At 38.7% G+C, this 24,664-nt stretch carries 22 protein-coding genes and 1 riboswitch; of the genes, 17 read left to right on the top strand and 5 right to left on the bottom strand.

The genetic code is table 11. The features are described from left to right. Positions 1–175: 175 nt before the first annotated feature. The 9 genes from lpdA to GJU32_RS08110 all read left to right on the top strand — a co-directional run bounded on the left by lpdA (position 176) and on the right by GJU32_RS08110 (position 12,031). Positions 176–1,603 carry a dihydrolipoyl dehydrogenase gene (lpdA, locus tag GJU32_RS08150; RefSeq protein WP_155591464.1) on the top strand — a complete coding sequence of 476 codons (1,428 nt, stop codon included), beginning with the start codon at positions 176–178 and terminating at the stop codon, positions 1,601–1,603. Positions 1,604–1,689: 86 nt separating this feature from the next. After that, on the top strand, positions 1,690–2,706 hold the full coding sequence (locus GJU32_RS08145) for a thiamine pyrophosphate-dependent dehydrogenase E1 component subunit alpha (protein ID WP_155591463.1): 1,017 nt from the start codon (positions 1,690–1,692) through the stop codon (positions 2,704–2,706). After that, positions 2,706–3,689 (top strand): alpha-ketoacid dehydrogenase subunit beta, encoded by a 984-nt coding sequence (locus tag GJU32_RS08140; protein WP_155591462.1) that lies wholly within the window; start codon positions 2,706–2,708, stop codon positions 3,687–3,689. The genes GJU32_RS08145 and GJU32_RS08140 overlap by 1 nt, the downstream gene beginning before the upstream one ends. A 170-nt stretch (positions 3,690–3,859) precedes the next feature. Next, a complete protein-coding gene (locus GJU32_RS08135) occupies positions 3,860–5,203 on the top strand; it encodes a dihydrolipoamide acetyltransferase family protein (RefSeq protein ID WP_155591461.1) in 1,344 nt (447 codons plus the stop codon). Positions 5,204–5,336: 133 nt separating this feature from the next. Beyond that, the gene (locus GJU32_RS08130; protein WP_230874984.1) at positions 5,337–7,028 is read left to right on the top strand and encodes a methylmalonyl-CoA mutase family protein; all 1,692 of its coding nucleotides are present in this window, start codon (positions 5,337–5,339) and stop codon (positions 7,026–7,028) included. After that, on the top strand, positions 7,025–9,178 hold the full coding sequence (scpA, locus tag GJU32_RS08125) for a methylmalonyl-CoA mutase (RefSeq protein WP_155591459.1): 2,154 nt from the start codon (positions 7,025–7,027) through the stop codon (positions 9,176–9,178). Before GJU32_RS08130 ends, scpA begins: the two co-directional genes overlap by 4 nt. Then, positions 9,178–10,272, top strand: a complete 1,095-nt coding sequence (gene meaB, locus GJU32_RS08120) for a methylmalonyl Co-A mutase-associated GTPase MeaB (protein ID WP_155591458.1) — start codon at positions 9,178–9,180, stop codon at positions 10,270–10,272. Before scpA ends, meaB begins: the two co-directional genes overlap by 1 nt. A 156-nt stretch (positions 10,273–10,428) precedes the next feature. Beyond that, positions 10,429–10,869: a BrxA/BrxB family bacilliredoxin gene (locus tag GJU32_RS08115; RefSeq protein ID WP_155591457.1), complete on the top strand. Its 441-nt coding sequence runs from the start codon at positions 10,429–10,431 to the stop codon at positions 10,867–10,869. A gap of 151 nt (positions 10,870–11,020) precedes the next feature. Continuing rightward, positions 11,021–12,031, top strand: a complete 1,011-nt coding sequence (locus tag GJU32_RS08110; protein ID WP_155591456.1) for an aromatic acid exporter family protein — start codon at positions 11,021–11,023, stop codon at positions 12,029–12,031. Positions 12,032–12,053: 22 nt separating this feature from the next. Here GJU32_RS08110 and prli42 read toward each other — a convergent pair whose 3' ends face one another. Then, complete coding sequence (gene prli42 / locus GJU32_RS08105; RefSeq protein ID WP_155591455.1) at positions 12,054–12,149, bottom strand: stressosome-associated protein Prli42; 96 nt, start codon at positions 12,147–12,149, stop codon at positions 12,054–12,056. A 125-nt stretch (positions 12,150–12,274) separates the two neighbouring features. Between prli42 and mce the strand changes: the two genes are divergently transcribed. From mce to GJU32_RS08075, 6 genes are all read left to right on the top strand, one after another. After that, positions 12,275–12,688, top strand: a complete 414-nt coding sequence (gene mce, locus GJU32_RS08100; protein ID WP_155591454.1) for a methylmalonyl-CoA epimerase — start codon at positions 12,275–12,277, stop codon at positions 12,686–12,688. A gap of 5 nt (positions 12,689–12,693) precedes the next feature. Then, on the top strand, positions 12,694–14,241 hold the full coding sequence (locus tag GJU32_RS08095) for an acyl-CoA carboxylase subunit beta (protein ID WP_155591453.1): 1,548 nt from the start codon (positions 12,694–12,696) through the stop codon (positions 14,239–14,241). Positions 14,242–14,348: 107 nt separating this feature from the next. Beyond that, on the top strand, positions 14,349–15,302 hold the full coding sequence (locus GJU32_RS08090) for a coiled-coil domain-containing protein (RefSeq protein WP_155591452.1): 954 nt from the start codon (positions 14,349–14,351) through the stop codon (positions 15,300–15,302). Between the two features lie 136 nt (positions 15,303–15,438). Then, positions 15,439–16,554: a M20/M25/M40 family metallo-hydrolase gene (locus GJU32_RS08085; RefSeq protein WP_155591451.1), complete on the top strand. Its 1,116-nt coding sequence runs from the start codon at positions 15,439–15,441 to the stop codon at positions 16,552–16,554. Positions 16,555–16,579: 25 nt separating this feature from the next. Further along, positions 16,580–17,068 carry a chemotaxis protein CheW gene (locus tag GJU32_RS08080; protein WP_155591450.1) on the top strand — a complete coding sequence of 163 codons (489 nt, stop codon included), beginning with the start codon at positions 16,580–16,582 and terminating at the stop codon, positions 17,066–17,068. Positions 17,069–17,207: 139 nt separating this feature from the next. After that, positions 17,208–17,297: riboswitch (cyclic di-GMP riboswitch) on the top strand. A gap of 45 nt (positions 17,298–17,342) precedes the next feature. Continuing rightward, positions 17,343–18,230 carry an amidase gene (locus tag GJU32_RS08075; protein WP_155591449.1) on the top strand — a complete coding sequence of 296 codons (888 nt, stop codon included), beginning with the start codon at positions 17,343–17,345 and terminating at the stop codon, positions 18,228–18,230. Positions 18,231–18,275: 45 nt separating this feature from the next. Here the strand turns inward: GJU32_RS08075 and nspC are convergent, their stop codons facing one another. From nspC to GJU32_RS08060, 4 genes are all read right to left on the bottom strand, one after another. Further along, on the bottom strand, positions 18,276–19,415 hold the full coding sequence (nspC, locus tag GJU32_RS08070) for a carboxynorspermidine decarboxylase (RefSeq protein ID WP_155591448.1): 1,140 nt from the start codon (positions 19,413–19,415) through the stop codon (positions 18,276–18,278). Then, a complete protein-coding gene (locus GJU32_RS08065; RefSeq protein WP_155591447.1) occupies positions 19,412–20,641 on the bottom strand; it encodes a saccharopine dehydrogenase family protein in 1,230 nt (409 codons plus the stop codon). The genes nspC and GJU32_RS08065 overlap by 4 nt, the downstream gene beginning before the upstream one ends. A gap of 119 nt (positions 20,642–20,760) precedes the next feature. Then, positions 20,761–21,240, bottom strand: coding sequence for a CDI toxin immunity protein (locus GJU32_RS23745; protein ID WP_420798377.1), 480 nt, complete (start codon positions 21,238–21,240; stop codon positions 20,761–20,763). Positions 21,241–21,481: 241 nt separating this feature from the next. Continuing rightward, entirely contained in the window at positions 21,482–21,688 is a 207-nt protein-coding gene (locus tag GJU32_RS08060) for a hypothetical protein (protein WP_155591446.1), read from the bottom strand. Positions 21,689–22,018: 330 nt separating this feature from the next. Between GJU32_RS08060 and GJU32_RS08055 the strand changes: the two genes are divergently transcribed. Next, positions 22,019–23,734 (top strand): methyl-accepting chemotaxis protein, encoded by a 1,716-nt coding sequence (locus GJU32_RS08055; protein ID WP_155591445.1) that lies wholly within the window; start codon positions 22,019–22,021, stop codon positions 23,732–23,734. 85 nt (positions 23,735–23,819) lie between these two features. Continuing rightward, a complete protein-coding gene (locus GJU32_RS08050; protein WP_155591444.1) occupies positions 23,820–24,563 on the top strand; it encodes a tetratricopeptide repeat protein in 744 nt (247 codons plus the stop codon). Positions 24,564–24,664 lie beyond the last annotated feature (101 nt).

Genomic DNA, 24,664 nt, shown 5'->3' with positions numbered 1-24,664 from the left:
CAGTTGATACATTATGAGAAGTCGCATTGTCGACTTCTTCTAATTTTCAACAATAAAAAGTCTATGAAGTAAAGCTAAAGCTCTTGTTAAGCAAAAACGGACCGTTAAAAAATTGACAAGGTGTTTGTTTAATAGAAAGAATACTTTAGCACTTTTCTCAAAAGGGGGAATAAACATGGCTCAAAATTATGATGTTGTCATTTTAGGTGGAGGTACAGGCGGATATGTTGCAGCCATCCGATCTGCGCAGCTAGGCTTGAAAACAGCTATCGTGGAGCGTGAGCGTTTAGGTGGTACTTGCTTGCATAAAGGCTGTATTCCAAGTAAAGCATTACTTCGAAGTGCGGAAGTATATCGAATGGCCAATAAAACAGCTAGTGAGTATGGTGTTGAGATTGAAGGCGTGACCTTGCAATTTGACAAAGTTCAGGCTAGAAAACAAGCAATCGTTGAGCAATTAAGTCAAGGTGTGAATACACTGATGAAAAAAGGCAAAATAGATGTTTATCATGGTACAGGTCGAATTTTAGGGCCATCTATTTTCTCACCTATGCCCGGCACAATATCTGTAGAAATGGCCAATGGTGATGAAAATGAAATGCTTGTTCCTACAAATGTTGTTATTGCAACTGGTTCAAAGCCAAGAGGTATGGCAGGACTAACAGTTGATGGACAATATGTGCTGAATTCTGATCATGCTTTAGAGTTAGAAAATTTACCAAAATCACTGTTAATCGTTGGTGGCGGTGTTATCGGAATTGAGTGGGCATCTATGCTATGTGATTTTGGAGTATATGTAACGGTTGTAGAATATGGTCCAACTATTTTACCAGCAGAAGATGCAGATATTGTTAAAGAAGTGACAAAGCAGCTTGAAAAACGAGGTGTTCGCATCGTTACGAATGCTCGACTAGACTCAAATACATTCAAAATTGAAAATGATAACGTTTTCATTTCGGCAAAAGTGAATGATCAGGAAGAAATCTTTGAGGCTGATAAATTATTACTTTGTGTAGGACGTGAAGCGAATACGCAAGGTATTGGATTAGAAAATACGGAAATCGAAGTAGAAAACGGCTTTATTAAAGTGAATGATTCTTACCAAACAAAAGAATCACATATGTATGCTATTGGGGATGTAATTGGTGGCTTACAGTTAGCACACGTTGCTTCTCATGAAGGGCTATCAGCTATTGAACATATAGCAACAGGTAAAACAGAGAAATTGGATGTTTTGAAAGTACCAAAATGTGTTTATTCATATCCAGAGGTTGCTAGCATTGGCTTAACAGAAAGTGCTGCAAAAGAGCATGGTTACTCATTAAAAATTGGGAAGTTCCCGTTCAAGGCAATTGGTAAAGCATTAGTAAATGGAGAGTCGGATGGCTTTGTGAAAATTATTGCTGATGAAGAAACAGATGATATTTTGGGTATTCATATGGTAGGGCCACATGTGACGGATTTAATTGGAGAAGCATCATTAGCGAAAGTGTTAGATGCAACACCATGGGAAATTAGTCAGGCCGTTCATCCGCATCCATCCTTAAATGAGGTTTTAGTGGAATCAGCTTTAGCAGTTGATGATCGTGCTATCCATTTTTAATTTTCTGAATTCAATAACTAGCATATCCAAATGTGGGGATATAGGATAAGATAGTTATTTCTCTATAATACGAAAGGGGTGTTCGTATGCAAGATGTTCAAATCAAACATGAAGATTTAGGTTTGTCAAATGAAGATGTACTTGCTATGTTCGAAACAATGTTAATGGCCAGAAGATTAGATGAGCGTATGTGGTTATTAAACCGTTCTGGTAAAATTCCGTTTGTTATTTCTTGTCAAGGACAGGAGGCAGCACAAGTTGGAGCAGCCTTCGCACTCGATAAAAATAAGGATTATATTGCACCATATTATCGTGATATGGGTGTTGTTTTACATTTTGGTATGACGCCAAGAGAACTGATGTTGTCTGCATTTGCTAAAGCAGAAGATCCAAACTCTGGTGGTCGTCAAATGCCTGGTCACTTTGGTCAAAAGAAAAATCGTATTTTAACAGGATCATCTCCTGTTACAACGCAAGTTCCACACGCAGTTGGCGTTGCACTTGCGGGACGTCTACAAAAAGAAGACTTTGTTTCTTTCGTTACACTTGGTGAAGGTTCCTCTAACCAAGGAGACTTCCATGAAGGAGCAAATTTTGCGGGTGTACACAAGTTACCAGTCATTATTATGGTAGAAAACAATCAATACGCTATTTCAGTGCCAGTTGAACGTCAATTAGGCTGTGCAAAAGTATCTGATCGTGGGATTGGCTATGGTATGCCAGGTGTGACGGTTGATGGTAAATGTCCATTACAAGTATATAAAGTTGTGAAAGAGGCAGCAGACCGTGCACGTAATGGAGAAGGTCCAAGCTTAATTGAAACGGTGACATATCGTTTGACAGCCCATTCTTCAGATGATGATGACCGTCAATATCGTACGGCTGAAGACATTGCAGAAGGCAAGGCAAAAGATCCGATTCTATTATTTGAAAAGTATTTAATGGATGCTGGCGTAATGACAGAAACAATCCGTACTGAAATCGAAGAGCGTATAATGGCGGAAGTAAATGAAGCAACAGATTATGCAGAAGCTGCTCCATATGCACAACCAGAGGATGCATTGAAATACGTTTATGCACCAGTAGACGGAGGTGATTTGTAATGGCAGTAATGTCCTATATTGATGCGATTACATTAGCAATGAAAGAAGAGATGGAACGTGATGAACGAGTTTTCATTTTAGGGGAGGACGTTGGTCGTAAGGGTGGTGTGTTTAAAGCAACTACGGGTCTATACGATCAATTTGGTGAATACCGTGTGCTTGATACGCCTCTAGCAGAAAGTGCCATTGCAGGAGTTGGTATTGGGGCTGCAATGTATGGCATGCGTCCAATCGCTGAAATGCAATTTGCTGATTTCATTATGCCTGCTGTCAATCAAATCGTCTCTGAGGCAGCTAAAATTCGTTACCGTTCCAATAACGACTGGACTTGTCCAATGGTCATCCGCGCACCTTTCGGCGGAGGTATTCACGGTGCGCTTTATCACTCTCAATCCGTTGAAGCACTTTTTGCAGGTACACCGGGTTTGAAAATTGTCATTCCATCAACACCATATGATGCAAAAGGTTTGCTAAAAGCAGCTATTCGTGATGAAGATCCAGTATTATTTTTCGAACATAAACGTGCTTACCGCTTAATTAAAGGTGAGGTACCATTAGATGATTACACATTGCCAATCGGTAAAGCAGATGTGAAGCGTGAAGGTGACGATGTAACAGTCATTACCTACGGTTTAGCTGTACACTTTGCCTTACAAGCGGCAGAGCGCCTTGCGGCAGATGGTATTTCCGCTCATATTCTTGATTTACGTACGGTTTATCCGCTTGATAAAGAAGCAATTATTGAAGCAGCAAGTAAGACAGGAAAAGTATTACTTGTCACAGAGGATAATAAAGAGGGCAGTATTATGAGTGAGGTTGCTGCAATTATTGCAGAACATTGTTTATTTGAGCTTGATGCACCAATTCAACGTTTAGCAGGACCTGATGTACCAGCAATGCCATATGCACCAACAATGGAGAAATATTTTATGATTAATCCTGATAAAGTTGAACGTGCAATGCGAGAACTTGCGGCGTATTAACAAATCACAACAAGGCTGAGTGAAAAAAGCGAAAGCCTCAGACGAAAGAGCAGATTTTGACTTGATCGTAAGAAAGTCAAAATCTGCCTAAACGCCTATCTATGTTTAATGATTTTAGCGCTGCATCAGGTTCAATGATGCCTAGGCTTAATTGATGGGAGGAATATAGGATGTCGGTTCAAAATATTACAATGCCACAGCTCGGCGAAAGTGTAACAGAAGGTACAATTGAAAAATGGCTTGTAAAGCCTGGAGATACAGTTAAAAAATATGATTCATTAGCAGAGGTTGTTACAGACAAAGTAAATGCTGAAATTCCATCGTCGTTTGAAGGGGTTATTACAGAGCTTCTTGCCCAAGAAGGTCAAACATTACCGGTTGGGGCAGTTGTATGCTCCATTGAAATAGCGGGAGATAGTGAATTACCACCACCGCCTCCAGAAAAAAAATCAGCGGTAAGTACAGCGATTCTAAATGCGGGTGTTCAAAAGAAACAGGAGTCACCACAACAAGTGTCAACTCCAACAGCTACACCAAAAGAGGAGCGCAAGGATAAAGTACGCTACTCACCAGCAGTTCTTCGGCTTGCTCAGGAGCACGATATTGCACTTGATCTAGTAACAGGAACTGGTGAAGGTGGACGCATTACAAGAAAAGACCTGTTAAAGCTAATTGAATCTGGTACGATCCCTACTGCAAATGATATGGCAACGTCACCATCAGCAACTCAAACAACTTCTGAACCAGCTCCAGCACCTGTTCAACAGCAACAAGTGGAAAAAGCAGCTGCACCGGTACAACCTATTCATCCAGGAGATGTTGAAATCCCAGTGACGAAAGTGCGTCGTGCGATTGCTAACAATATGGTAAAAAGTGTACACGAAGCGCCACATGCTTGGATGATGATGGAAGTGGATGTAACAGATTTAGTTGCTTATCGAGATAGCTTAAAAAATGAATTTAAGCAAAAAGAAGGCTTTAACCTTACATATTTCGCCTTCTTTGTAAAAGCAGTTGCCCAAGCATTAAAGGAATTCCCAATGCTGAATTCTATGTGGGCTGAGGATAAAATTATCCAAAAACATGACATCAATATTTCGATTGCAGTTGCAACGGACGATGCTCTATTTGTGCCTGTTATAAAACACGCAGATGAGAAATCCATTAAAGGAATTGCTAAAGAAATTAATGAGCTTGCAGTAAAAGTGAGAACAGGGAAATTGGCAATGAATGATATCACTGGTGGTACATTTACAGTCAATAATACAGGAGCATTTGGCTCTGTACAGTCGATGGGTATCATTAATTACCCACAAGCAGCTATTCTTCAAGTGGAAAGTATTGTGAAAAAACCGGTAGTTTTACCAGGTGGAATGTTCGCTGCACGCGATATTGTGAATTTATGTTTATCTTTAGATCATCGTGTGCTGGATGGACTTGTATGTGGCAAATTCCTAAATAGAGTAAAAGAAATACTCGAAAATACAAATAAATCTTCAACGTCAGTCTACTGATGACTCGTCGGAAACCTGTTGTATAAAGGTTTCCGATTTTTTTTATGCTTTTCGAGTCGCAATTTGTCATGTAGAATAACAAATAGAAACTACTAAGGGGGGAAGCTGATTAAGCGTCCGCATGTCAAACAACATGAAAAATATTGAATTTGAGATACCAGCCTATTCAGACTGGCAAGATGCAGCAATCAAAGCTTTAAAAGGGAAACCATTCGAGTCACTATTCTCGAAAACAAATGAGGGTGTTACATTACAGCCACTTTACACGCAAGGAAGTTTAGTAGCTAAGCTTGGAGAAGAGCTTGATTTACAAGTTGCCACGATCCGTTCCCTACAAAATAGTCATGTGTTTCAGGTGGCACAGCAAGTTCATGCTGATACAAGCGAAGCATTTTTTACACAGCTTGAAGATAGTTTAGCTCGAGGCAATGAAGTCATTACAATAGATAGTCGTGTTAATTTTGAATGGACGGAAGATGGTCTAGTCAAATTAGCATCATATTTCTCAGAATATTCGTTTAAAATTACTATAGAAAATGCAAAAGACCCATTATTAGCGGTGTTCGATAATATTGCAGATGACAAAAAAGAAACAGTTAAAGGTTTCATCGTTTCAAAAGACCCGATCTCTTTAAACGCATTTCCGAGCGTGCGCTCAGTCAGTGCTGACACAACGGTTTATCATAATGAAGGTGCCAACGCTGTTCAAGAATTAGCTTATGCACTAGCATTAGCGGCAAAATTTGCACAACAGGAAGAAAGCTTTGAAGCATTTTCGAAGAAGTTTTTTGTGTCCTTTGCCATCGATACACAATTCTTTACAGAGATTGCAAAACTTCGAGCTTTTAAAGTACTTTGGAAAGCGTTCTCATCAGCATTTGGAAATACAGACAACATAAAAATTCCAACTGTTGCTGAAACATCATTAAGAAGCTTCTCTAAATTAGATGTCTATGTAAATTTATTACGTTCTTCAAATGAAGCGCTTTCTGGATTAATCGGTGGTGCTGATCTCTTTACTGTACATCCACATGATGTGTTAACGAAGCCTACGGAACAATCTATTCGTATTGCTCGTAATGTGTCGTTAATTTTAAAAGAAGAAACAAATGTCTTGAAAGTGACAGATCCAGCAGGTGGCTCATACTTTATTGAGTCATTAACGGCTGACTTTGTTAAAGAAGCTTGGGCGTTATTTTTAGAAATAGAGGCAGCGGGGGGGATAGATGCATATACAGCATCTGGAAAGCTTGCTGAGGAAGTGAAAACATCCTATCTAACACGGCTAAAAACTGCTCAGACACGTAAGCAATCATTAATTGGAACAAATATTTATGCTAATCCAGCTGATATGCTTGAACTTGAAACTAATCCATTATTTGCTGATATTAAGCGTACCGCTGCTCCATTTGAGCATTTGCGTGCTGAAATGACGGCAGCCAATATGAAGACAGGTATTTTAGCATTAGGTACGTTAAAAAGCTCTAAGCCACGTGCAGATTTTGTAGCTGGATTTTTAAATACAGTTGGTCTCGTTCCAGAAAAAAGTGAGCCAGTGGCAACTGCTGAAGATGCATTATCTTGGCTGAAGGCAACTGAGGCAAAATATGTTGTGATTGCAGGCAGTGATGATGACACGAAGGCTCTTGTATCAACCATTTTAGCTGATAAACCAGCGGATGTGATTGTAGATGTGGCTGGTAAATTTAAAGACGAAGAAGAAGCATGGTTAGTAGATGGCTTAAACGGCTTTATTTTCGCAGGACAGAACATCATTGAAAAATTACAGTCCGTGTTTGCGAGCATGAAGGAGGTCCAACGATGAGCAAGCCAAATTTTAATGCAGTAGAAATAGAAAAGGTTTTATCAACTGAAGCACCTCAAGCGTCTGACGACAAGTTTATGACGAATGAAGGTATTGAAATTAAAGATATTTACACAAAAGAAGATATTAAGGATGCTAAACACTTAAATGATGTAGCAGGTATTGCACCAAATACTCGTGGACCATACCCTACTATGTATGTAGCACGTCCATGGACTGTTCGACAATACGCTGGTTTCTCAACTGCTGAAGAATCCAATGCCTTTTACAAACGAAACTTAGCAATGGGGCAAAAAGGTCTTTCTGTAGCGTTTGACTTAGCTACTCACCGAGGCTATGATTCCGATCACCCACGTGTAACAGGGGATGTAGGGAAAGCGGGTGTTGCCATTGACTCTGTAGAGGATATGAAAATTCTTTTCGATCAAATCCCGTTAGACCAAATGTCCGTTTCTATGACAATGAACGGTGCAGTATTACCAGTTCTTGCATTTTATATTGTTGCAGCGGAAGAGCAAGGGGTAACACCAGATAAATTAGCAGGTACCATTCAAAATGATATTTTAAAAGAATATATGGTGCGTAATACATATATTTACCCACCAGCTATGTCGATGAAGATCATTGCGGATATTTTTGAATATACAGCGAAGTTTATGCCAAAATTTAACTCTATTTCTATTTCTGGTTACCATATTCAAGAAGCGGGTGCAACAAATGACATTGAGCTTGCGTATACATTAGCGGATGGCTTGGAATATGTCCGTACAGGATTAAAAGCAGGGATCGATATTGATGCATTTGCGCCTCGTCTATCGTTCTTCTGGGCAATTGGTATGAACTATTACATGGAAGTTGCCAAAATGCGTGCAGCACGACGTATATGGGCACAAATGATGTCAAAGTTTAATCCGAAAAATCCGAAAACATTAGCATTACGTACACATTCACAAACATCTGGCTGGTCTTTAACTGAGCAAGATCCATTTAACAATGTGGCACGTACATTAATCGAAGCGAATGCCTCATCTATGGGTCATACTCAATCACTTCATACGAATGCGTTGGATGAAGCGATTGCACTACCAACAGATTTCTCGGCACGTATCGCACGTAATACACAGTTATTTTTACAAGAGGAAACAGCGATGACGAAAGTGATTGATCCATGGGGTGGTTCATACTACGTGGAAAAATTAACAGAAGAAATCACGAAATCTGCTTGGGAATTAATTGAAGAGATTGAAGCACTCGGAGGTATGGCGAAAGCGATTGAAACAGGACTTCCGAAAATGAAGGTCGAAGAAGCTGCAGCCAAACGTCAAGCTAAAATTGACTCTAAAACAGAGACCATTGTAGGTGTAAATAAATATAGACTATCAAAAGAAGAGCCAATTGACATTCTTGATATTGATAATACAATTGTTCGACAAAAGCAAATTGAACGTTTAGAAGCGATGAAAGAAGCTCGTGATGAAGCTGAGGTTCAACAACATTTAGCTCGTTTAACGAAAGCAGCTCAAGATGGTGAGGAAAACTTATTAGCTGTAGCAGTTGATGCAGCCCGTGCTCGTGCCTCATTAGGTGAAATTTCAGATGCCATCGAAGCGGTTTCTGGTCGTCATAAGGCTGTGATTCGTTCGATCTCAGGCGTTTACTCTGCTAACTTCTCTGATGCGGAGCAAATTACAGAAGTGAAGCAAATGACAGAAGAGTTCCTTGAAAATGAAGGTCGTCGCCCACGTATTTTAGTAGCAAAAATGGGACAAGATGGACATGACCGTGGTGCCAAAGTTGTCGCAACAGGCTATGCTGATTTAGGCTTTGACGTAGATATTTCACCATTATTTATGACACCTGCTGAGGCAGCGCAAATGGCTGTTGAAAATGATGTCCATGTAATCGGTGTATCTTCTTTAGCAGCTGGTCATAAAACATTAGTGCCAGAATTGGTTGCAGAATTAGAAAAATTAGGTCGTGAAGATATTATCATTATTGTGGGTGGTGTTATACCAGCACAAGATTATGAATTCCTTTATAACGCTGGCGCAGTAGCCATTTTTGGACCAGGTACAGTCATCCCTGTATCCGCACAGAAAATTATTGAAGAAATTTACAAACGTTTAGGCTATGAGGAAGTGTCTGAATAATGGACAACAAAGGAATGGAAGACAGTGCGCTATTTGTCATGGACGGAGTCGAGGCAACTCACGACGGTATGCATTATGGGACACCCAAAAAATTCCGAAAGAAAAAGGCAGACAATGTGAATATAGGGGAGCTTGCACAACAAGTACGTGCGGGCTCTCGCACACATTTGTCAAAAGCGATTACCCTTATTGAAAGTTCCAATGCTACCCATAAAGTGCAAGCACAAGAACTATTACAGGAGCTTCTTGCTCATACAGGAAATAGTATTCGAATCGGTATTACCGGTGTTCCAGGAGCAGGGAAAAGCTCGTTCATCGAGGCTTTTGGAACAATGCTTTGTAACATGGGGAAACGAGTAGCTGTACTTGCGATTGATCCAAGCTCTTCTTTATCAGGAGGGAGTATTTTAGGTGATAAAACGCGTATGGAGGAGCTCGTCAAGAAGCCTACTGCATTTGTCCGCCCATCCCCATCGGCAGGTACCCTAGGGGGTGTTCATAAAAAGACACGTGAAACGATGTTAGTATGTGAGGCAGCAGGCTATGATGTGATTTTAATTGAAACCGTTGGTGTCGGGCAAAGTGAAACCTATGTCCGTGGTATGGTTGATTTCTTCTTGCTACTCGTTTTAACAGGGGCTGGCGATGAGCTACAGGGCATGAAAAAAGGCATCATGGAATTAGCGGATGCAATTGTGGTGCATAAAGCGGATGGGGATAATGTTCGTTTAGCTAAAAAAACAGTTGCGGAATATAAACAAATTTTGCATTTTTTACAGCCTGCCACACCTGGATGGATGTCGACTTCGATGCCTGTTAGTTCATTAGAAAAACGAGGTCTTGATAAGGTTTGGGGTACAATTGAGGAATTCAAACAAATTGTTGAAACGAATAACTATTGGTCTACTCGACGTCAAAGTCAAACAAGAGAGTGGTTCCAATCCATGATAACTGATCATTTAATTGATATGTTTTATGGTAATCCACAGCGTAAAGCACAGGTACAGCTTCTTGAACGCCAAATTTTAAGTGGACAATTGACTGTCACACAAGGTGTAGATCGCTTATTTAGCGAAGAGCAGACTGACAAGTAAACTAGTCTTATTGAAATCTTAGTCAATTCAACTGAATTGCTTTGAGCAAGTAGGTGCACAAATTCGTTGCAAACTGCTATGATAAGAGATGTATGAGCGTCATCAATCTACTATATGAAGTTAAATTGACGCGAACTTGAAAGGAGCTATCGCTATATGAATATGGATTACGATTTATTTATGCAGGAAATTTTAAAAACAGCACGTGCTGAAATTGAGGCAGCTGGTTATGAACAATTAAAAACACCAGAGGCTGTTGAAGAGGCGTTTGCTCGTCCAGGAACTACTTTAGTAATGGTGAACTCAGTATGTGGTTGTGCGGGTGGTATCGCTCGTCCAGCAGCAGCACAATGCGTACATTATGATAAACGTCCTGATCATTTAGTAACAGTATTTGCAGGGCAAGATAAAGAAGCTACTGCAGCGGCACGTTATCATTTTGGGGAAGATCACTTACCTTCTTCACCATCATTCGTTCTATTAAAAGATGGACAAGTAGTAGCAGAAGTTGGGCGCTATGAAATTGAAGGACATGACCCAATGTCAGTCGTGACAAACATACAAGCAAACTTTGAAGAGTATTGTGACGAACTTTAATTCAATTCTTGCATAAGAAAAATCATTTAAATTAAGTAGAAAAGCCTCATGGATAACACTATCTATGTAGGCTTGCTACTTACCATCATGTATAGGTAGTTTCGTTATTATTAAAATTTTTGTAATATTGGCTAAATAAATTGCTGAATGAGTGATGAGTACAAAAGGATGGGAGGCAGTCGGCCTGAAGAAATTTTCAATCGGCTATCGAACTTTAAAAACAGCAATCGGTGCTGCAATCGCTATCGCCATTGCTCAGTATTTTGATTTAGCCTCGTATGCATCTGCCGGTATTCTAACAATATTATGTGTGCAGCCAACGAAAAAGAAATCCCTTTATGCAGCCTATACACGATTGTTCGCAAGTATTGTTGCTATGATTTTTGCCTTTGTGAGCTTTGAACTTTTTGCCTATCATCCGCTTACATTAGCAGGCATGCTTATACTTTTTATTCCAACTATTGTGTCATTAAAGGTTGCAGACGGATTTATCTCCAGTGTCGTAATTATTATGCATATATACGCTGCTGAAGGTTTTTCATTGGCACTTGTTTATAATGAATTAGCATTGATGGCTATCGGTTATGGGACGGGGATCGCCATTAATATGTATATGCCAGACATTCAAAAGGAATTAAATTACTACAGAGTTAAAATTGAGGAACTATATAGTAAGATTTTTTTAGAAATTGCTAGCTATTTACGACAAGGAGACACACTTTGGAATGGGCATGAGATTATTGAAGCGATTAGAACGCTTGAAGAGGCAAAATCTTTGGCGTTTAAAGATGTAGAAAACCATTTTATGAGACGCAAAAATGATTACTATGTCTATTTTGATATGCGTGAGCAGCAACTAGAAATTATTGAAAGAGTATTACCCAAAATTACGACATTACCTGTTATAGTACAAGAGGCTGAAATTGTGGCAGATTTTTTACAAGACCTTGGTGAGCATGTTCATTCGGGGAATACGGCAAGTCATTTTCGAGAGAAATTAGAACATGTTAAACGTGATTTTTCTCAGCTCCCTTTACCACAAAACCATGAGCAGTTTATCGCTCAAGCAGCACTCTATCAGTTTATTGAGGAGATGGACAGGTACTTAGAAATAAAGCAATCATTTAAGGGTTTAAAGACCAAAAAAGAGCGCCCACAGTAGTGTGGACGCCTTGTGCGTTGTTTTAAACTAACATAGATAAACCGAATGCTAGAGATGAGATTAGCATAATCGCGATCATAGTATAAACAACGATTTTTTGAAATTTTTTATTACTCATATGCTCGTTCGCTCCTTCTTTTCTTATAAATAGTTTAGCAAAACTGAAAAATTTCTCAAGTAGTAGAGTTTTGACGAAAAAGTCTGTAAAATAGAGTATGTACCATAACAGAAGGAGATGTCACCATGGAGAAAGTAGACCATATTGGGATTGCGGTGCGCGATCTTGATGAACGCATTACATATTATACAGAAACTTTAGGCTTAAAGTTGATAAAAGTCGAAGAAGTAGAATCTCAACAGGTTCGTGTAGCATTTATCGATGCAGGTAACGTGAAAATTGAGCTATTAGAACCGATGAGTGAAAAAAGTGCCATTCATGGATTTATTGAAAAACGTGGAGAAGGGATTCACCATGTTGCTTTCGGTGTGACAGGAATTCGTGAGCGTATGGCAGAGCTTCGTGAAAAAGGTGTACGTCTATTATCCGAAGAGCCTGGACCAGGTGCTGGAGGCGCAGAGGTTGCGTTCATGCATCCTAAATCTTCGTTCGGGGTGTTATATGAATTATGTGATAAAAGTGGAAAAGGGGATAAGTGATCAATATGGATATGTTCGACAAAATCAATGACTTGTATGACCGTAAGACGGTAATTGAACTTGGTGGTGGCTATGAGCGCATCGAAAAACAACATGAAAAAGGGAAATTAACAGCTCGTGAACGTATTGATTTGTTACTAGATGAAGGTACATTTTTTGAAATCAACCCATTTATTACCCACCGTACAGTAGACTTCGGAATGGACAAAATGGAAGGTCCTGGTGATGGTGTTGTAACTGGTTTCGGTAAAATTAATGGACGTCCAGTATACTTATTCTCTCAAGATTTTACCGTGTTTGGTGGAGCTCTTGGTGAAATGCACGCGAAAAAAATGGCAACAGTAATGGACCTAGCTGCTAAAAATGGCACACCATTTATCGGTATCAATGATTCAGGTGGCGCACGTATCCAAGAAGGTGTACTTTCTTTAGATGGCTATGGCCATATTTTCTACCGCAATGCGATTTACTCTGGTGTTATTCCGCAAATCTCCGTTATTATGGGACCATGTGCTGGTGGTGCAGTATATTCCCCAGCTATTACAGACTTTATCTTAATGGTGGATAAAACATCTCAAATGTTCATAACAGGACCTAAAGTAATCGAAACCGTAACAGGTGAAAAAATCTCTGCTGAAGATTTAGGTGGTTCAAAAGTAAATAATGCAGTAAGTGGTAACGCTCATTTCCGCGCACCATCTGAAGAAGAGGCAATTGAAGAAATTAAAAAACTATTAAGCTATTTACCACAAAACAATAAAGAAAAGGCGCCTCGACAAGCTCGACCTGAAGGGGATGACTATCGTCCAGAAATTGTGGATACAGTACCAATTGAAACAACGCGACCATATGATGTACGTAGAGTTGTAGAGCAAATTGTGGATGAAGGTTCATTCATGGAAGTGCACGCAGAGTTTGCGAAAAACGTTGTAGTTGGTTTTGCACGTATTGCTGGTGAATCAGTTGGTCTTGTTTGTAACCAACCAAAAGTACTTGCTGGAGGATTAGATATTGATTCTTCCGATAAAGCGGCTCGTTTTATCCGTACTTGCGATGCTTACAATATTCCAATCATTACATTTGAAGACGTATCTGGCTTCTTCCCAGGCGTTAAGCAAGAGCATGGTGGAATCATTCGTCATGGTGCGAAAATTCTTTATGCTTATTCAGAGGCGACTGTACCAAAAATCACAGTGATTTTACGTAAAGCTTATGGAGGCGCTTACGTTGCCTTAAACTCTAAATCAATCGGCGCTGACCTTGTATTTGCTTGGCCAAATGCTGAGATTGCTGTTATGGGAGCTGCTGGAGCTGCAAACATCATTTTTGCTCGTGAAATGGCGAAATCAGATGACCCAGAAGCAACACGTGCAGCAAAAATTGAAGAATATAAAGAAAAATTCGCGAACCCATATGTTGCAGCATCTCGAGGAATGGTAGACGATGTCATCGATCCACGAGATACACGTATTAAGCTGATTCAGGGTCTTGATATGTTGTCTAACAAACACGAAACACGTCCTGAGAAAAAACACGGTAATATTCCACTATAAAATTAAGTACAAGCCTAGCAGCTATTTGGTTGCTAGGTTTTTCATTTGCAAAAAATGAAACGTTTTTTCATTTCATCCGTACTGATATATAAGGGGAGTTGAGATGAATGGAATGGAAGCAATTACAAAAAGAGCAGGAAAAGATTCATGCACAACTAAGAAAAGCATCAAGATTAAACGAGCAAAGCCTTTTAATTGATAGACAGATTAAACATACACAACAAGAAATAGACAATCATACGACAGCACTCAATCAAATTCGGTCCAAACTTGATAAATTGGATGGTTTCTCATTTATGAATATGATCCGTACATGGACGGGACGGCAAGATGAACTTCGTGCAGAAAAAATTGATAAAGCAGCTGTTCTCGAATTAAAGATTAATGAAGCGAAAAAAATGCAGAAGGATTTAACAGAAGATCGGGTTCAATTAACCAATAAACTAGCTCAAATTGATGAAGCGGTGTTACAACAAGCACTTAGACAAATCAATGCGAAAAAGAAGGGTTATTTACAGATTCATGATCCTGAACAGGCAGAAAGACTAGAGCATTTAGCACATGAAGAAATAATAACAAAACAACTCATAACAGAAATTCAAGAAGCTGAGGAAGCTGGAGAAGTAGCTCTAACAAAGCTAGGGCAAGCAGCAGCGTCTTTACATTCAGCAAATGGATACTCCGCGTGGGATACTTTTTTTGGTGGCGGACTTATAGCTACTCACTTAAAGCATGATGCACTCGATCAGTCAGAAAACTATTTACACAGTGCTCAAATTGCATTGCAACGTTTCCGTAATGAATTATTGGATGTTCATGAGATGTCAACGAAATCGCTACATGTAGAAACAGATGGTTTTGTAAAATTTGCAGATTACTTCTTTGATGATATTTTTTCAGCTTGGTCTGTCCATTCTAAAATTTCAACAGCAAGAGAACAGGTATCACGTGTCCAAGATGATGTACATAATACAATTTTACGTTTACAGGATAAACATAATAAAGCAGCGAACTATCTACAATCAATAGAAAATGAACAAGGGGCTATTTTCAATGCCTGAGATGAGTCTGAGCATTTTTTCTCAGACTTTTTATTTTGATAGGATTGTTCAATGATTTCAACTCTTCTGACGTTGTGCTAAAATAATACGTATACTATAACGTGGAAAAACACGTAAACTAAGGGAGTTTTACAACATGACAAGTCGTTTAGTAGAAGAGTTTTTTGAGCTCGTTCAAATTGATTCAGAAACAAAGCATGAACAACTAATTGCACCAATTCTTGTAGATAAGTTAACTGCACTTGGATTTACAGTTGTCCAAGATGATGCCCATACGCGTAACGGACATGGGGCAGGTAATATTATCGCCACATTAAAAGGCACATTGGATGTGGAGCCAATCTATTTTACGTCGCATATGGATACAGTTGTTCCAGGGAAAGGCATCAAACCTTCCTTACGTGAAGATGGCTATATCGTGTCGGATGGTACAACCATTTTAGGTGCTGATGATAAGGCTGGATTAGCAGCGCTATTCGAAATGGTGAAACGCTTAAAAGAGCAAAATATAGAGCACGGAGATATTGAGTTTATTATTACCGCTGGTGAAGAGAGTGGTCTTGTAGGTGCTAAAGAGTTAGATCCGACTAACATTAAGGCGAAATATGGCTTTGCAGTAGACAGTGATGGAAAAGTAGGAGGCATCGTGACAGCAGCACCATTCCAAGCGAAAATTTTCGTAAAAATCATTGGCAAAACGGCGCATGCAGGCGTTGCTCCAGAAAAAGGTATTTCAGCCATTACGGTTGCATCAAAATGTATTGCACAAATGAAGCTAGGACGCTTAGATGAAGAAACGACAGCCAATATTGGTCGTTTTGAAGGCGGGCAAGCGACGAATATTGTTTGCGATGAAGTTACTATTGTAGCTGAAGCACGTTCCATTGACCAAACTAAACTAGATGCACAAACAAAGCATATGCAGGAAACTTTTGAACAAGTATCCGCTTCACTTGGCGCACGAGCTGAAGTGGAAGTGAAGCTTATGTATCCAGGATTCCGTGTAACAGAAACAGATAAAGTAGTTCAAGTAGCCATGGCTGCAGCAAGTAATATTGACCGTACACCGACACTTGGCATTTCAGGTGGAGGATCGGATGCGAATGTTATCGCAGGTTTCGGCATTCCTACAGTTAACTTATCAGTTGGGTACGAGGATATCCATACTACTAATGAGAAAATACCAGTAGAAGAATTAGAGAAATTAGCTGATTTACTTGTAGAAATCGTGAAAGAATCTGCGCAAAAATAACAGTTGTATAGAAGGATGTGACCGCATGGAAAGTGTAAAAGCAGTCGTTTTTGCTTGTGGGACAGAGGAATACGCAGTACCTGTGGAGCAAGCAATTTCAATTGAAAAATTAGAGCATGTAACACCTATTCCTCATTTACCTAACTATCTTTTAGGCTTTACAAGAATTCGTGGTGAGCTTGTACCTGTTCTTGATTTTGAACGAATACTGTACAACCGTTCATCCAATCCAGCAACTGCTCGTATTATTGTTTTAAATACAGATGTTGTTAACTACGGATTACTTGTCACAGAGGCTCGTGAAATTCTTGATTTCGATGATTCAGTACTTCAACAGTTAGGTCTAGTCAATTATAGTAAAACGCGCTACTTTACAGCTGTAGCTAATCTCGAAAACCGTATGATTACTTATGTTGACCCGAAAATACTTGTCAATTCGTTAGATGGCATTCGTGAGATTATCGATTATTTACACAAAATGCTCGAAAATGAAAAGGAAAACGTAGAGGCTTAAGCGCTCTACGTTTTTTCTTATGTTTGACTAGTAAATTAAACCTGTATATTATCAATTTTACTTTATCAACCATGTGATAATTATGCATTATACCTACAGACATATTTTTTATAACAGCGTATGATAATGGATAAGAAAACAACTGTAAAGGCAAACTTCACCGAAAGGGAAGGACGCAAAGCCATGAGTCTAAACACTATATTTAGTGTATGATTGTCAGGTTGCCAGGTTCTGTTCTAGGGGCCGCGGCGCATAGAATGGAGTTTTATTTAGTATGAAAAAACAGCTAGTCGTAAAAGTATGGACAGCATTAGTGGTAATCATTGTGAATACCTTTGGTTTATGGAGTGGAAAGGTTGATGCAATGGAAGTAGAGGACAAAGCTACTTGGCTATGGGATACATCCATCATCTTAGAAGATCAAGAAAAAATTTTATTATTTTTAGAAAACAACCATGTCAATAAAGTGTATTTGCAAATTAATCAAGACATAGCAAGCAATGCATATAGGCATTTTATTAGCAAAGCTACGGAAAAGGGTATACGTATTTTTGCATTGGATGGCGCAGCAAGCTGGGTTTCGGCGGATAGCATTCAAAGTCAGGATGAGTTTTTCCATTGGTTACATACATATAATGAGAATTCAGCTTTATCGGAGCAATTTTCTGGGATTCATCTTGATGTAGAACCATATTTAAATAGTGGTTGGAGCTTACATCAAGCACAAACAATTGAATCTTATCAAGCCCTTATGGTGAAAGCAAGGGAGAAGGCTACTCAATTACAACTTTCTTTAGAAGTAGATTTGCCATTTTGGTTTGATGAAATCCGTTATAATAATCAATTTGGCAAAGGGTTATTAGCTGATTGGGTCATTGACCAAGTGGACAGTGTTACAATTATGGCGTATCGCGATGCTGCAAAAGATATTATTTCTATTGTGGAACATGAAATCGCTTATGCAACAACAGTTGATAAATCGATTGTGATTGGCGTGGAAACGGGTGCTTCAGAAGAAGGGCGAAATATAACGTTTTATGATAACGGAGAAGCCTATATGAATAAACAACTCACACTTGTTCAGCAACATTATAATAAATACACCGCTTTTCAAGGGATAGCTATCCATTATGTTGAGAATTGGATGAAAATGCGGCCATAAAAAAGCCCTTCCAGCTTTATACTGGAAGGGCTTTTTTCATGTCATTTAGGACAGACGACCACTGTAATCCTCGAATTTAAATTCACGAATGACTTTAATGCCTTCTTCATCATTATAAGAAACGATAGAAGGTAAGTTGACACCATTAAACATATGGTTTTTCACCATGGAATAATGAGCCATATCCGTAAATACAAGACGATCACCTGGTTTTAATGGCTGTTCAAATGAATAATCGCCAATTATATCACCAGCAAGACATGTTAGTCCACCTAAGCGATATGTGTGTGCTAATTCATTTGCTTTTCCAGAACCGATAATCATTGGACGGTATGGCATTTCAAGTACGTCAGGCATATGACAAGTAGCTGACGAATCTAAAATAGCAAGATCCATTCCATTCTTTTGGATATCCAGCACGGTAGCGACTAAATAACCAGTATTGAGTGCTACTGCTTCACCTGGCTCTAAATAAACAAGCAGGTTATACTTTTCTTGCATATAATTAATGATGTTCACAAGCTTTTCTACATCATAATCTTCACGCGTAATATGGTGACCACCACCAAAATTTAACCATTTCATTTGATGTAAAACATCACCAAATTTTTCTTCCACTACTTCGATAATACGCTCTAACGTGTCTGAGTTTTGTTCACACATTGCATGGAAGTGTAAGCCATCAATGCCGTCAAGCTGTGATTTATCGAAGTTCGCCAAAGTTGTACCAAGGCGAGAATTCGTGTAGCAAGGATCGTAAAGAGCTGTTTCAATTTCAGAGTACTCAGGATTCACACGAATACCACATTCAATTGTTTTTCCAGCAGATTTCACTTTATCCTTAAACTGAGCCCATTGGTTAAATGAGTTAAACACGATGTGATCCACATAGCCTAGAAGCTCGTCCATTTCATGCTCAATATAAGCAGGAGCATAAACGTGTACTTCCTTGCCCATTTTTTCATAGCCAAGTCGTGCTTCATGCAATGAGCTAGCTGTAATGCCTGTCAAATATTCCCCAACCAAAGGAAATGTTGAATGCATTGAAAAACCTTTAAGGGCAAGTAAAATACGGCAACCTGTACGATCTTGAATTGATTTTAAAAGCTCAAGATTTTTTGTTAATAATCGTTCATCCACTACATAAGAAGGAGATGGAACTTTTGAAAAATCAATTGGTTTCATCGGCTTAATTCCTTTGCATCTAAATCAAGGTCAAGTAATTCTGGGTTATGGCTTTCTTGCCATGGTAGACCCCATTTATTTAGTGCATCCATGAATGGGTCTGGATTGAAATCTTCTACGTTCCAAACACCTGGTTTACGCCATTCACCATTCATCACAAGCATAGCGCCGATCATAGCTGGTACGCCAGTTGTGTAAGAAATTGCCTGTGAACCAACCTCGTTATAGCATTCTTCATGGTCACATACGTTATACACATAATATGTTTTTTCTTTGCCATCTTTTAGACCGCGAATGATACAACCGATATTTGTTTTACCTTTTGTACGAGGTCCAAGAGAAGCTGGATCTGGTAATACAGCTTTAAGGAAGTGGATTGGTTGAATCATTTGACCTTCAAATTCGATAGGTTCGATTGATGTCATACCTACGTTTTCTAATACTTTTAAGTGTGTTAAGTATTTTTCAGAGAACGTCATCCAGAAGCGGATTTGTTTTAAACCTTTGATATTTTTTGCAAGTGATTCAAGCTCTTCATGGTATAGAAGGTAAATATCTTTTGGTCCGATTTCCGGTAGGTTATAAACTTCTTTTTTCTCAAGTGGTGCTGTTTCAACCCACTCGCCTTCTTTCCAGTAACGACCATTCGCTGTAATTTCACGAATGTTGATTTCTGGGTTGAAGTTTGTTGCGAAATGATAACCATGATCTCCCGCATTTGCATCCACGATATCGATATAGTGGATTTCATCAAATTCATGTTTTTGTGCATGAGCTGTGAAAACGCCTGTTACACCTGGGTCAAAACCACTACCAAGTAATGCAGTTAAGCCAGCTTTTTCAAACTTCTCTTTATAAGCCCATTGCCATTTATATTCAAATTTTGCCGTTTCAGGTGGCTCGTAGTTTGCAGTATCCACATAGTGCACACCTGTCGCTAAGCAAGCATCCATAATCGTTAAGTCCTGATAAGGTAGGGCAACGTTAATTACTACATCTGGTCCGAAAGCTTTAATAAGCTCAATAACCTCTTCTGTATTGTCTGCGTCTACCTGTGCAGTATGAATTTTTGTTTTTCCGCCGTCTAGTTTTTCTTTTAGAGCGTCACATTTTGAAACAGTTCTACTTGCGATACAAATTTCCTCAAATACGTCCGAATTCTGAACACACTTGTGTACCACAACACTGGCAACTCCGCCAGCTCCGATAATCAATGCTTTACCCAATTGTCTACCCCCAAGTTCATATAAAGTATTGTCAAACAAGCTGATTATACAGAAAATTGATATACTACTCAATCATTGTTTTAAAATTTTCTACAAAAAATTTTATTTTTCTACAACAATTAGACGTAATCAGAGGGTAATATCTCGAAAAATAAACCTTTTGTGTATAAAATAAATGCGATGAATGAAAAAAATCTAGGGAGCCTATTTTGCCAGAAATTGATTGTTAATCTAAATCCGTCCAATGTTAACGGTATCATCATGAAAGAATTAGGACAATAAATATATAAATCATTTCCTAACCAGACAATTTCCTCAATAGTACTTACTAATTCTTTTGTCAATGTAGTTTTCACACATGGATGGCTATCGTATTCCCGAAAAATGTAAATGGGCATTAAACTATCAAAACCTTTCGTATTCAAAAGTGATGGAATGCTATTAATTTCTTGATCATTTATATTTATTTGATAAATACTATCATGATTCCAGTCAATTCGATTGTAAAAAGCAATTGGGAAATTAGCGCAAAAATCTTCTACAATATAATTACTTTTATGGCTATCTAGAATTTCAAATACGACCTTATCACCGAACACTTCTTGGAGGAGATCCTTTCCTTCAATCTCTTTCGTCTTTCTTCTTGGTTCACTTTATTATTCCACTTCTTCCCACTATATTTTGAAAAGCTTTACTGATCTCAAAGAATGAAGTAAGGGATGCTTTTTATTTAAATTTACATAAAAAAATCCCTTTTACACATAAGGTAGAAAGGGAAAACGCAACAAAAAAATTAAACAGATGAATTAGTCATGTCAAGTGTAGTTGTTGTTAAGCTTCTTATTTCAAAAAACGATTGGGCATTTGTTGCTTTTCGTCCCCCCATATATAAAAGAAGATAACGAGTAATGTACTTAAAAACCCCATCACAAGAGCATACGTACTGAGGGCCACGTGCATTTGACTTTGCATGGCATAAATGAAAATAGCTCCTATTGTTAACAAATTTCCAGTAATAAGCGATACAAAATGAAAACGTTTATTCATAGCAAGCCCTCCTATTAGAAAAATGTCAGTGCTCCAAGATGAAGATAGTCTACTTCAATTATCTCATAATTCAGAACTTTTATCCAATACTTTTATCTTGATTGAGCCCTTGTTTTTGTATCGAAAGCGAAGCGAATACGTGTTTGTTTTTTTAGCAATGACTGTGTGACCAACCTCTTGTTGCCCAAAAGCCTCTAGCAGCAATTACGCATCGGTAATAGATTTTACTAGAATAATTAAAGATGCTTTTTAAATACATCTTTTTATAGTATGATGAGAAGTAAATGGGAATATTCATAGATTATTACAAGAAAGGGGAGGGGATGAATCGTGAAATTACGCAATTCATTAACTTTTCAACTAGGAACGATTATCGCTGGTATTTTAGTGGTCATGCTAGGGATTACTTCGTTCGCTACATACATAACTGCATATAATAAACTATATGATGCTGCTGGTGTCGAGGCCTACGGATGTGCCAACATTACAACGGGTTTGATTAACCCAGAAGAAATGGACAAGGCAATCCATGGAGATCAAACTGCACAGGCGCGTATCGGTAATGATTTAAACTGGACAACAGGTCATAAAGATATCTTTCAAACGCAATATATTTTAGCTCTAGATGGTACATTGTTAGCGCTTGACGATAATTTAGCTGAAAAGGGCTATGCACCTGGCGATCCATTTTATTTAGATAAAGAAGCAATAGATATGCTGCTTACACATAAGCATCCAACATACTCACAGCCTTATACTTTTGCAGGTATGGATCGCTTATCCGGCTATGCACCTATTTTTAAAGATCACGATACTAGTAAAGAAATCATTGCGATTAGTGTCATCGATTTTGACGCCAATATCGTAAAGGAGCGAACTTGGGATGTCGTGCGAAGTGGTATATTAATTAGTATTTTCCCTATGCTTATTGCTTCCATCATTACAGGCTTTTTAATCCGTCGTAAAGTAAAACCCATTAGTGCTCTTATTCAGCAGGCAAAAGAAATTGCGAATGGCAATTTAGCTGTACCAGAAACGAAGATTAACAGCAAAGATGAGGTAGAAGATTTAGCGAATACTTTAAATCGAATGACAGCTAATTTGCAAAGCATGATTATGACAATGCGTTCTACTTCCAATACTTTGGCTAATAATTCAGATGAAACCGCTTCCACATTGAGCGATATGACTAATACGATTCAAGGTGTCGCTAATAATATCGAAGAGGTGACAAGTGCTGTGACAGCAGGTATGCATTATGCTGAAAATGCGACAGATGTTCTTACATCTTTAGCAGAGGACCTTCAAATGATCCAAAGCAATGCCAATGACAGTGCAGATAATGCTCGCCAAACAATGAATCTAGCAACAGAGGGTGAGCGACTAGCGAAGGATATAAGCAATGATATGGCATTGATTCACAGTGGGTCAGGTGAAGTGCGTCAAACAGTAGAAAACTTGGTCACTTCTGCAACCAAAATACAGACTATTACGACGTCTATTGCTAATATAGCCTCGCAAACCAATTTGCTAGCCTTAAACGCTTCAATCGAGGCGGCTAGAGCAGGGGAGCATGGTAACGGCTTTGCCATTGTTGCTGAGGAAGTGCGCAAGCTTGCCGAACAGTCCAATCAAGAGGTTTTACAGGTTGAACAGCTGATTCAGGATATTATGAAACATGTTCAGCAAGTGATGACATCAACAAATGATAATACGCAATATATCGAGAAAGGTACAAAGACTGTGCGTCTGACCGCACAGTCTTTAGGAAATATTTCGACAGCAGTGGCAATTACGGTTGAAGAAATGATTACTATTTCCAATGCAATGACCGCTGAAAATGAAAAATCGGCTCATATCGTTCAAATGATTCAACAATTAACGGAATCTATTAGAGATATTGAAGAAACAATGAACATGATTACCATAGCTGCACAGCAAACAACAGCAAGTATTGATGAGGTAGCACAAAGTTCTAATGAGACAAATCATATGGCCCATACACTAGAACAACATGTCAAAGTGTTTAAGTTAAAAGAATTGTAGAAAGATTAGGACAAGTTGTTTTGCTTACATCGTTAAGATGGTACACTAGCAATAAGATTTTTCTTTTGTGAAGGTGAGGATTTTAATGGTGGTTAAACAAATAGATGAGCAAGTTCAACAAGTCAATGACTTATTTTTGAGTGGGCAAGTAAAGGCAAGCTATGAGCTAGCTAAAGAAATATTGGCCAATCATGTAGGAGTAGAAAATGAAACCTATCAACTCATCCACCAGCATGTTGCAATGCTAGAGGCGAATGGCTATGCAAATTTGCCTACACCTTCTGATGAAAAGGTGAAGCAAAGTGTGGAACGTACAGATGGCTCGTATCCAGAGCGAGATGTTCTCTCGGCTTACATAGGTAGTCAGGATGATGAGCAGTTTGGAAAAGTGGTCGATGAATTATTAGCTGGATCAATTGAGGCACAGGCAAACGCCTACTATTCAATGGCTGAATACTATGTACTTGCAAAAGAACATGAAAAGGCATCAGTACAGTATGCGGAGGCAATCAAATTACAACCCAATAAAGCGCTGTACTGGGGAGCCTTTGCACAGTTTCTAAACCGTTATGAGGGTAGCCCTTATTTAGCACTACGATTAATTGAAGAAGCCATACAGTTAGATGGTATGAATCCTCGTTGGTATTATATTCAAGGCAATATTTTTTTACAGCTCGTGGCAGCTACGAAAAATTTGAGCTATTTACCCGCTTTGGAAGAGGCATGGGAAAGAGCAAAAAAACGCTGTTCGGCAAAGCAAGTGGAATTGAAAATGGATTTGGCGAAATCTAATGACGTTCTAGTACAATGGAAAAAACAAATGCTATAAATCTAGAAAAAATTCACAAAAAGTATTAATAATTATTTCCTTTTGAGTATATTTATGCTATAGTGAATACCATAAACGGACGTATGAAGCTTATCGATGAC

This window comes from Lysinibacillus cavernae (genome assembly GCF_009724685.1).
Classification (GTDB): Bacteria; Bacillota; Bacilli; order Bacillales_A; family Planococcaceae; genus Lysinibacillus; species Lysinibacillus cavernae.
This window is presented reverse-complemented; position numbering and strand designations above follow the sequence as displayed.

What these genes read in the sequence shown, in the direction of transcription:
- GJU32_RS08135 (WP_155591461.1), top strand. Translation starts at nt 3,860, where the DNA reads ATGTCGGTTCAAAATATTACAATGCCACAGCTCGGCGAAAGTGTAACA.
- lpdA (WP_155591464.1), top strand. Translation starts at nt 176, where the DNA reads ATGGCTCAAAATTATGATGTTGTCATTTTAGGTGGAGGTACAGGCGGA.
- meaB (WP_155591458.1), top strand. Translation starts at nt 9,178, where the DNA reads ATGGACAACAAAGGAATGGAAGACAGTGCGCTATTTGTCATGGACGGA.
- GJU32_RS08085 (WP_155591451.1), top strand. Translation starts at nt 15,439, where the DNA reads ATGACAAGTCGTTTAGTAGAAGAGTTTTTTGAGCTCGTTCAAATTGAT.
- GJU32_RS08050 (WP_155591444.1), top strand. Translation starts at nt 23,820, where the DNA reads ATGGTGGTTAAACAAATAGATGAGCAAGTTCAACAAGTCAATGACTTA.
- GJU32_RS08075 (WP_155591449.1), top strand. Translation starts at nt 17,343, where the DNA reads ATGAAAAAACAGCTAGTCGTAAAAGTATGGACAGCATTAGTGGTAATC.
- GJU32_RS08145 (WP_155591463.1), top strand. Translation starts at nt 1,690, where the DNA reads ATGCAAGATGTTCAAATCAAACATGAAGATTTAGGTTTGTCAAATGAA.
- mce (WP_155591454.1), top strand. Translation starts at nt 12,275, where the DNA reads ATGGAGAAAGTAGACCATATTGGGATTGCGGTGCGCGATCTTGATGAA.
- GJU32_RS08095 (WP_155591453.1), top strand. Translation starts at nt 12,694, where the DNA reads ATGGATATGTTCGACAAAATCAATGACTTGTATGACCGTAAGACGGTA.
- prli42 (WP_155591455.1), bottom strand. Translation starts at nt 12,149, where the DNA reads ATGAGTAATAAAAAATTTCAAAAAATCGTTGTTTATACTATGATCGCG.
- GJU32_RS08115 (WP_155591457.1), top strand. Translation starts at nt 10,429, where the DNA reads ATGAATATGGATTACGATTTATTTATGCAGGAAATTTTAAAAACAGCA.
- nspC (WP_155591448.1), bottom strand. Translation starts at nt 19,415, where the DNA reads ATGAAACCAATTGATTTTTCAAAAGTTCCATCTCCTTCTTATGTAGTG.
- scpA (WP_155591459.1), top strand. Translation starts at nt 7,025, where the DNA reads ATGAGCAAGCCAAATTTTAATGCAGTAGAAATAGAAAAGGTTTTATCA.
- GJU32_RS08130 (WP_230874984.1), top strand. Translation starts at nt 5,337, where the DNA reads ATGAAAAATATTGAATTTGAGATACCAGCCTATTCAGACTGGCAAGAT.
- GJU32_RS08090 (WP_155591452.1), top strand. Translation starts at nt 14,349, where the DNA reads ATGGAATGGAAGCAATTACAAAAAGAGCAGGAAAAGATTCATGCACAA.
- GJU32_RS08060 (WP_155591446.1), bottom strand. Translation starts at nt 21,688, where the DNA reads ATGAATAAACGTTTTCATTTTGTATCGCTTATTACTGGAAATTTGTTA.
- GJU32_RS08140 (WP_155591462.1), top strand. Translation starts at nt 2,706, where the DNA reads ATGGCAGTAATGTCCTATATTGATGCGATTACATTAGCAATGAAAGAA.
- GJU32_RS08080 (WP_155591450.1), top strand. Translation starts at nt 16,580, where the DNA reads ATGGAAAGTGTAAAAGCAGTCGTTTTTGCTTGTGGGACAGAGGAATAC.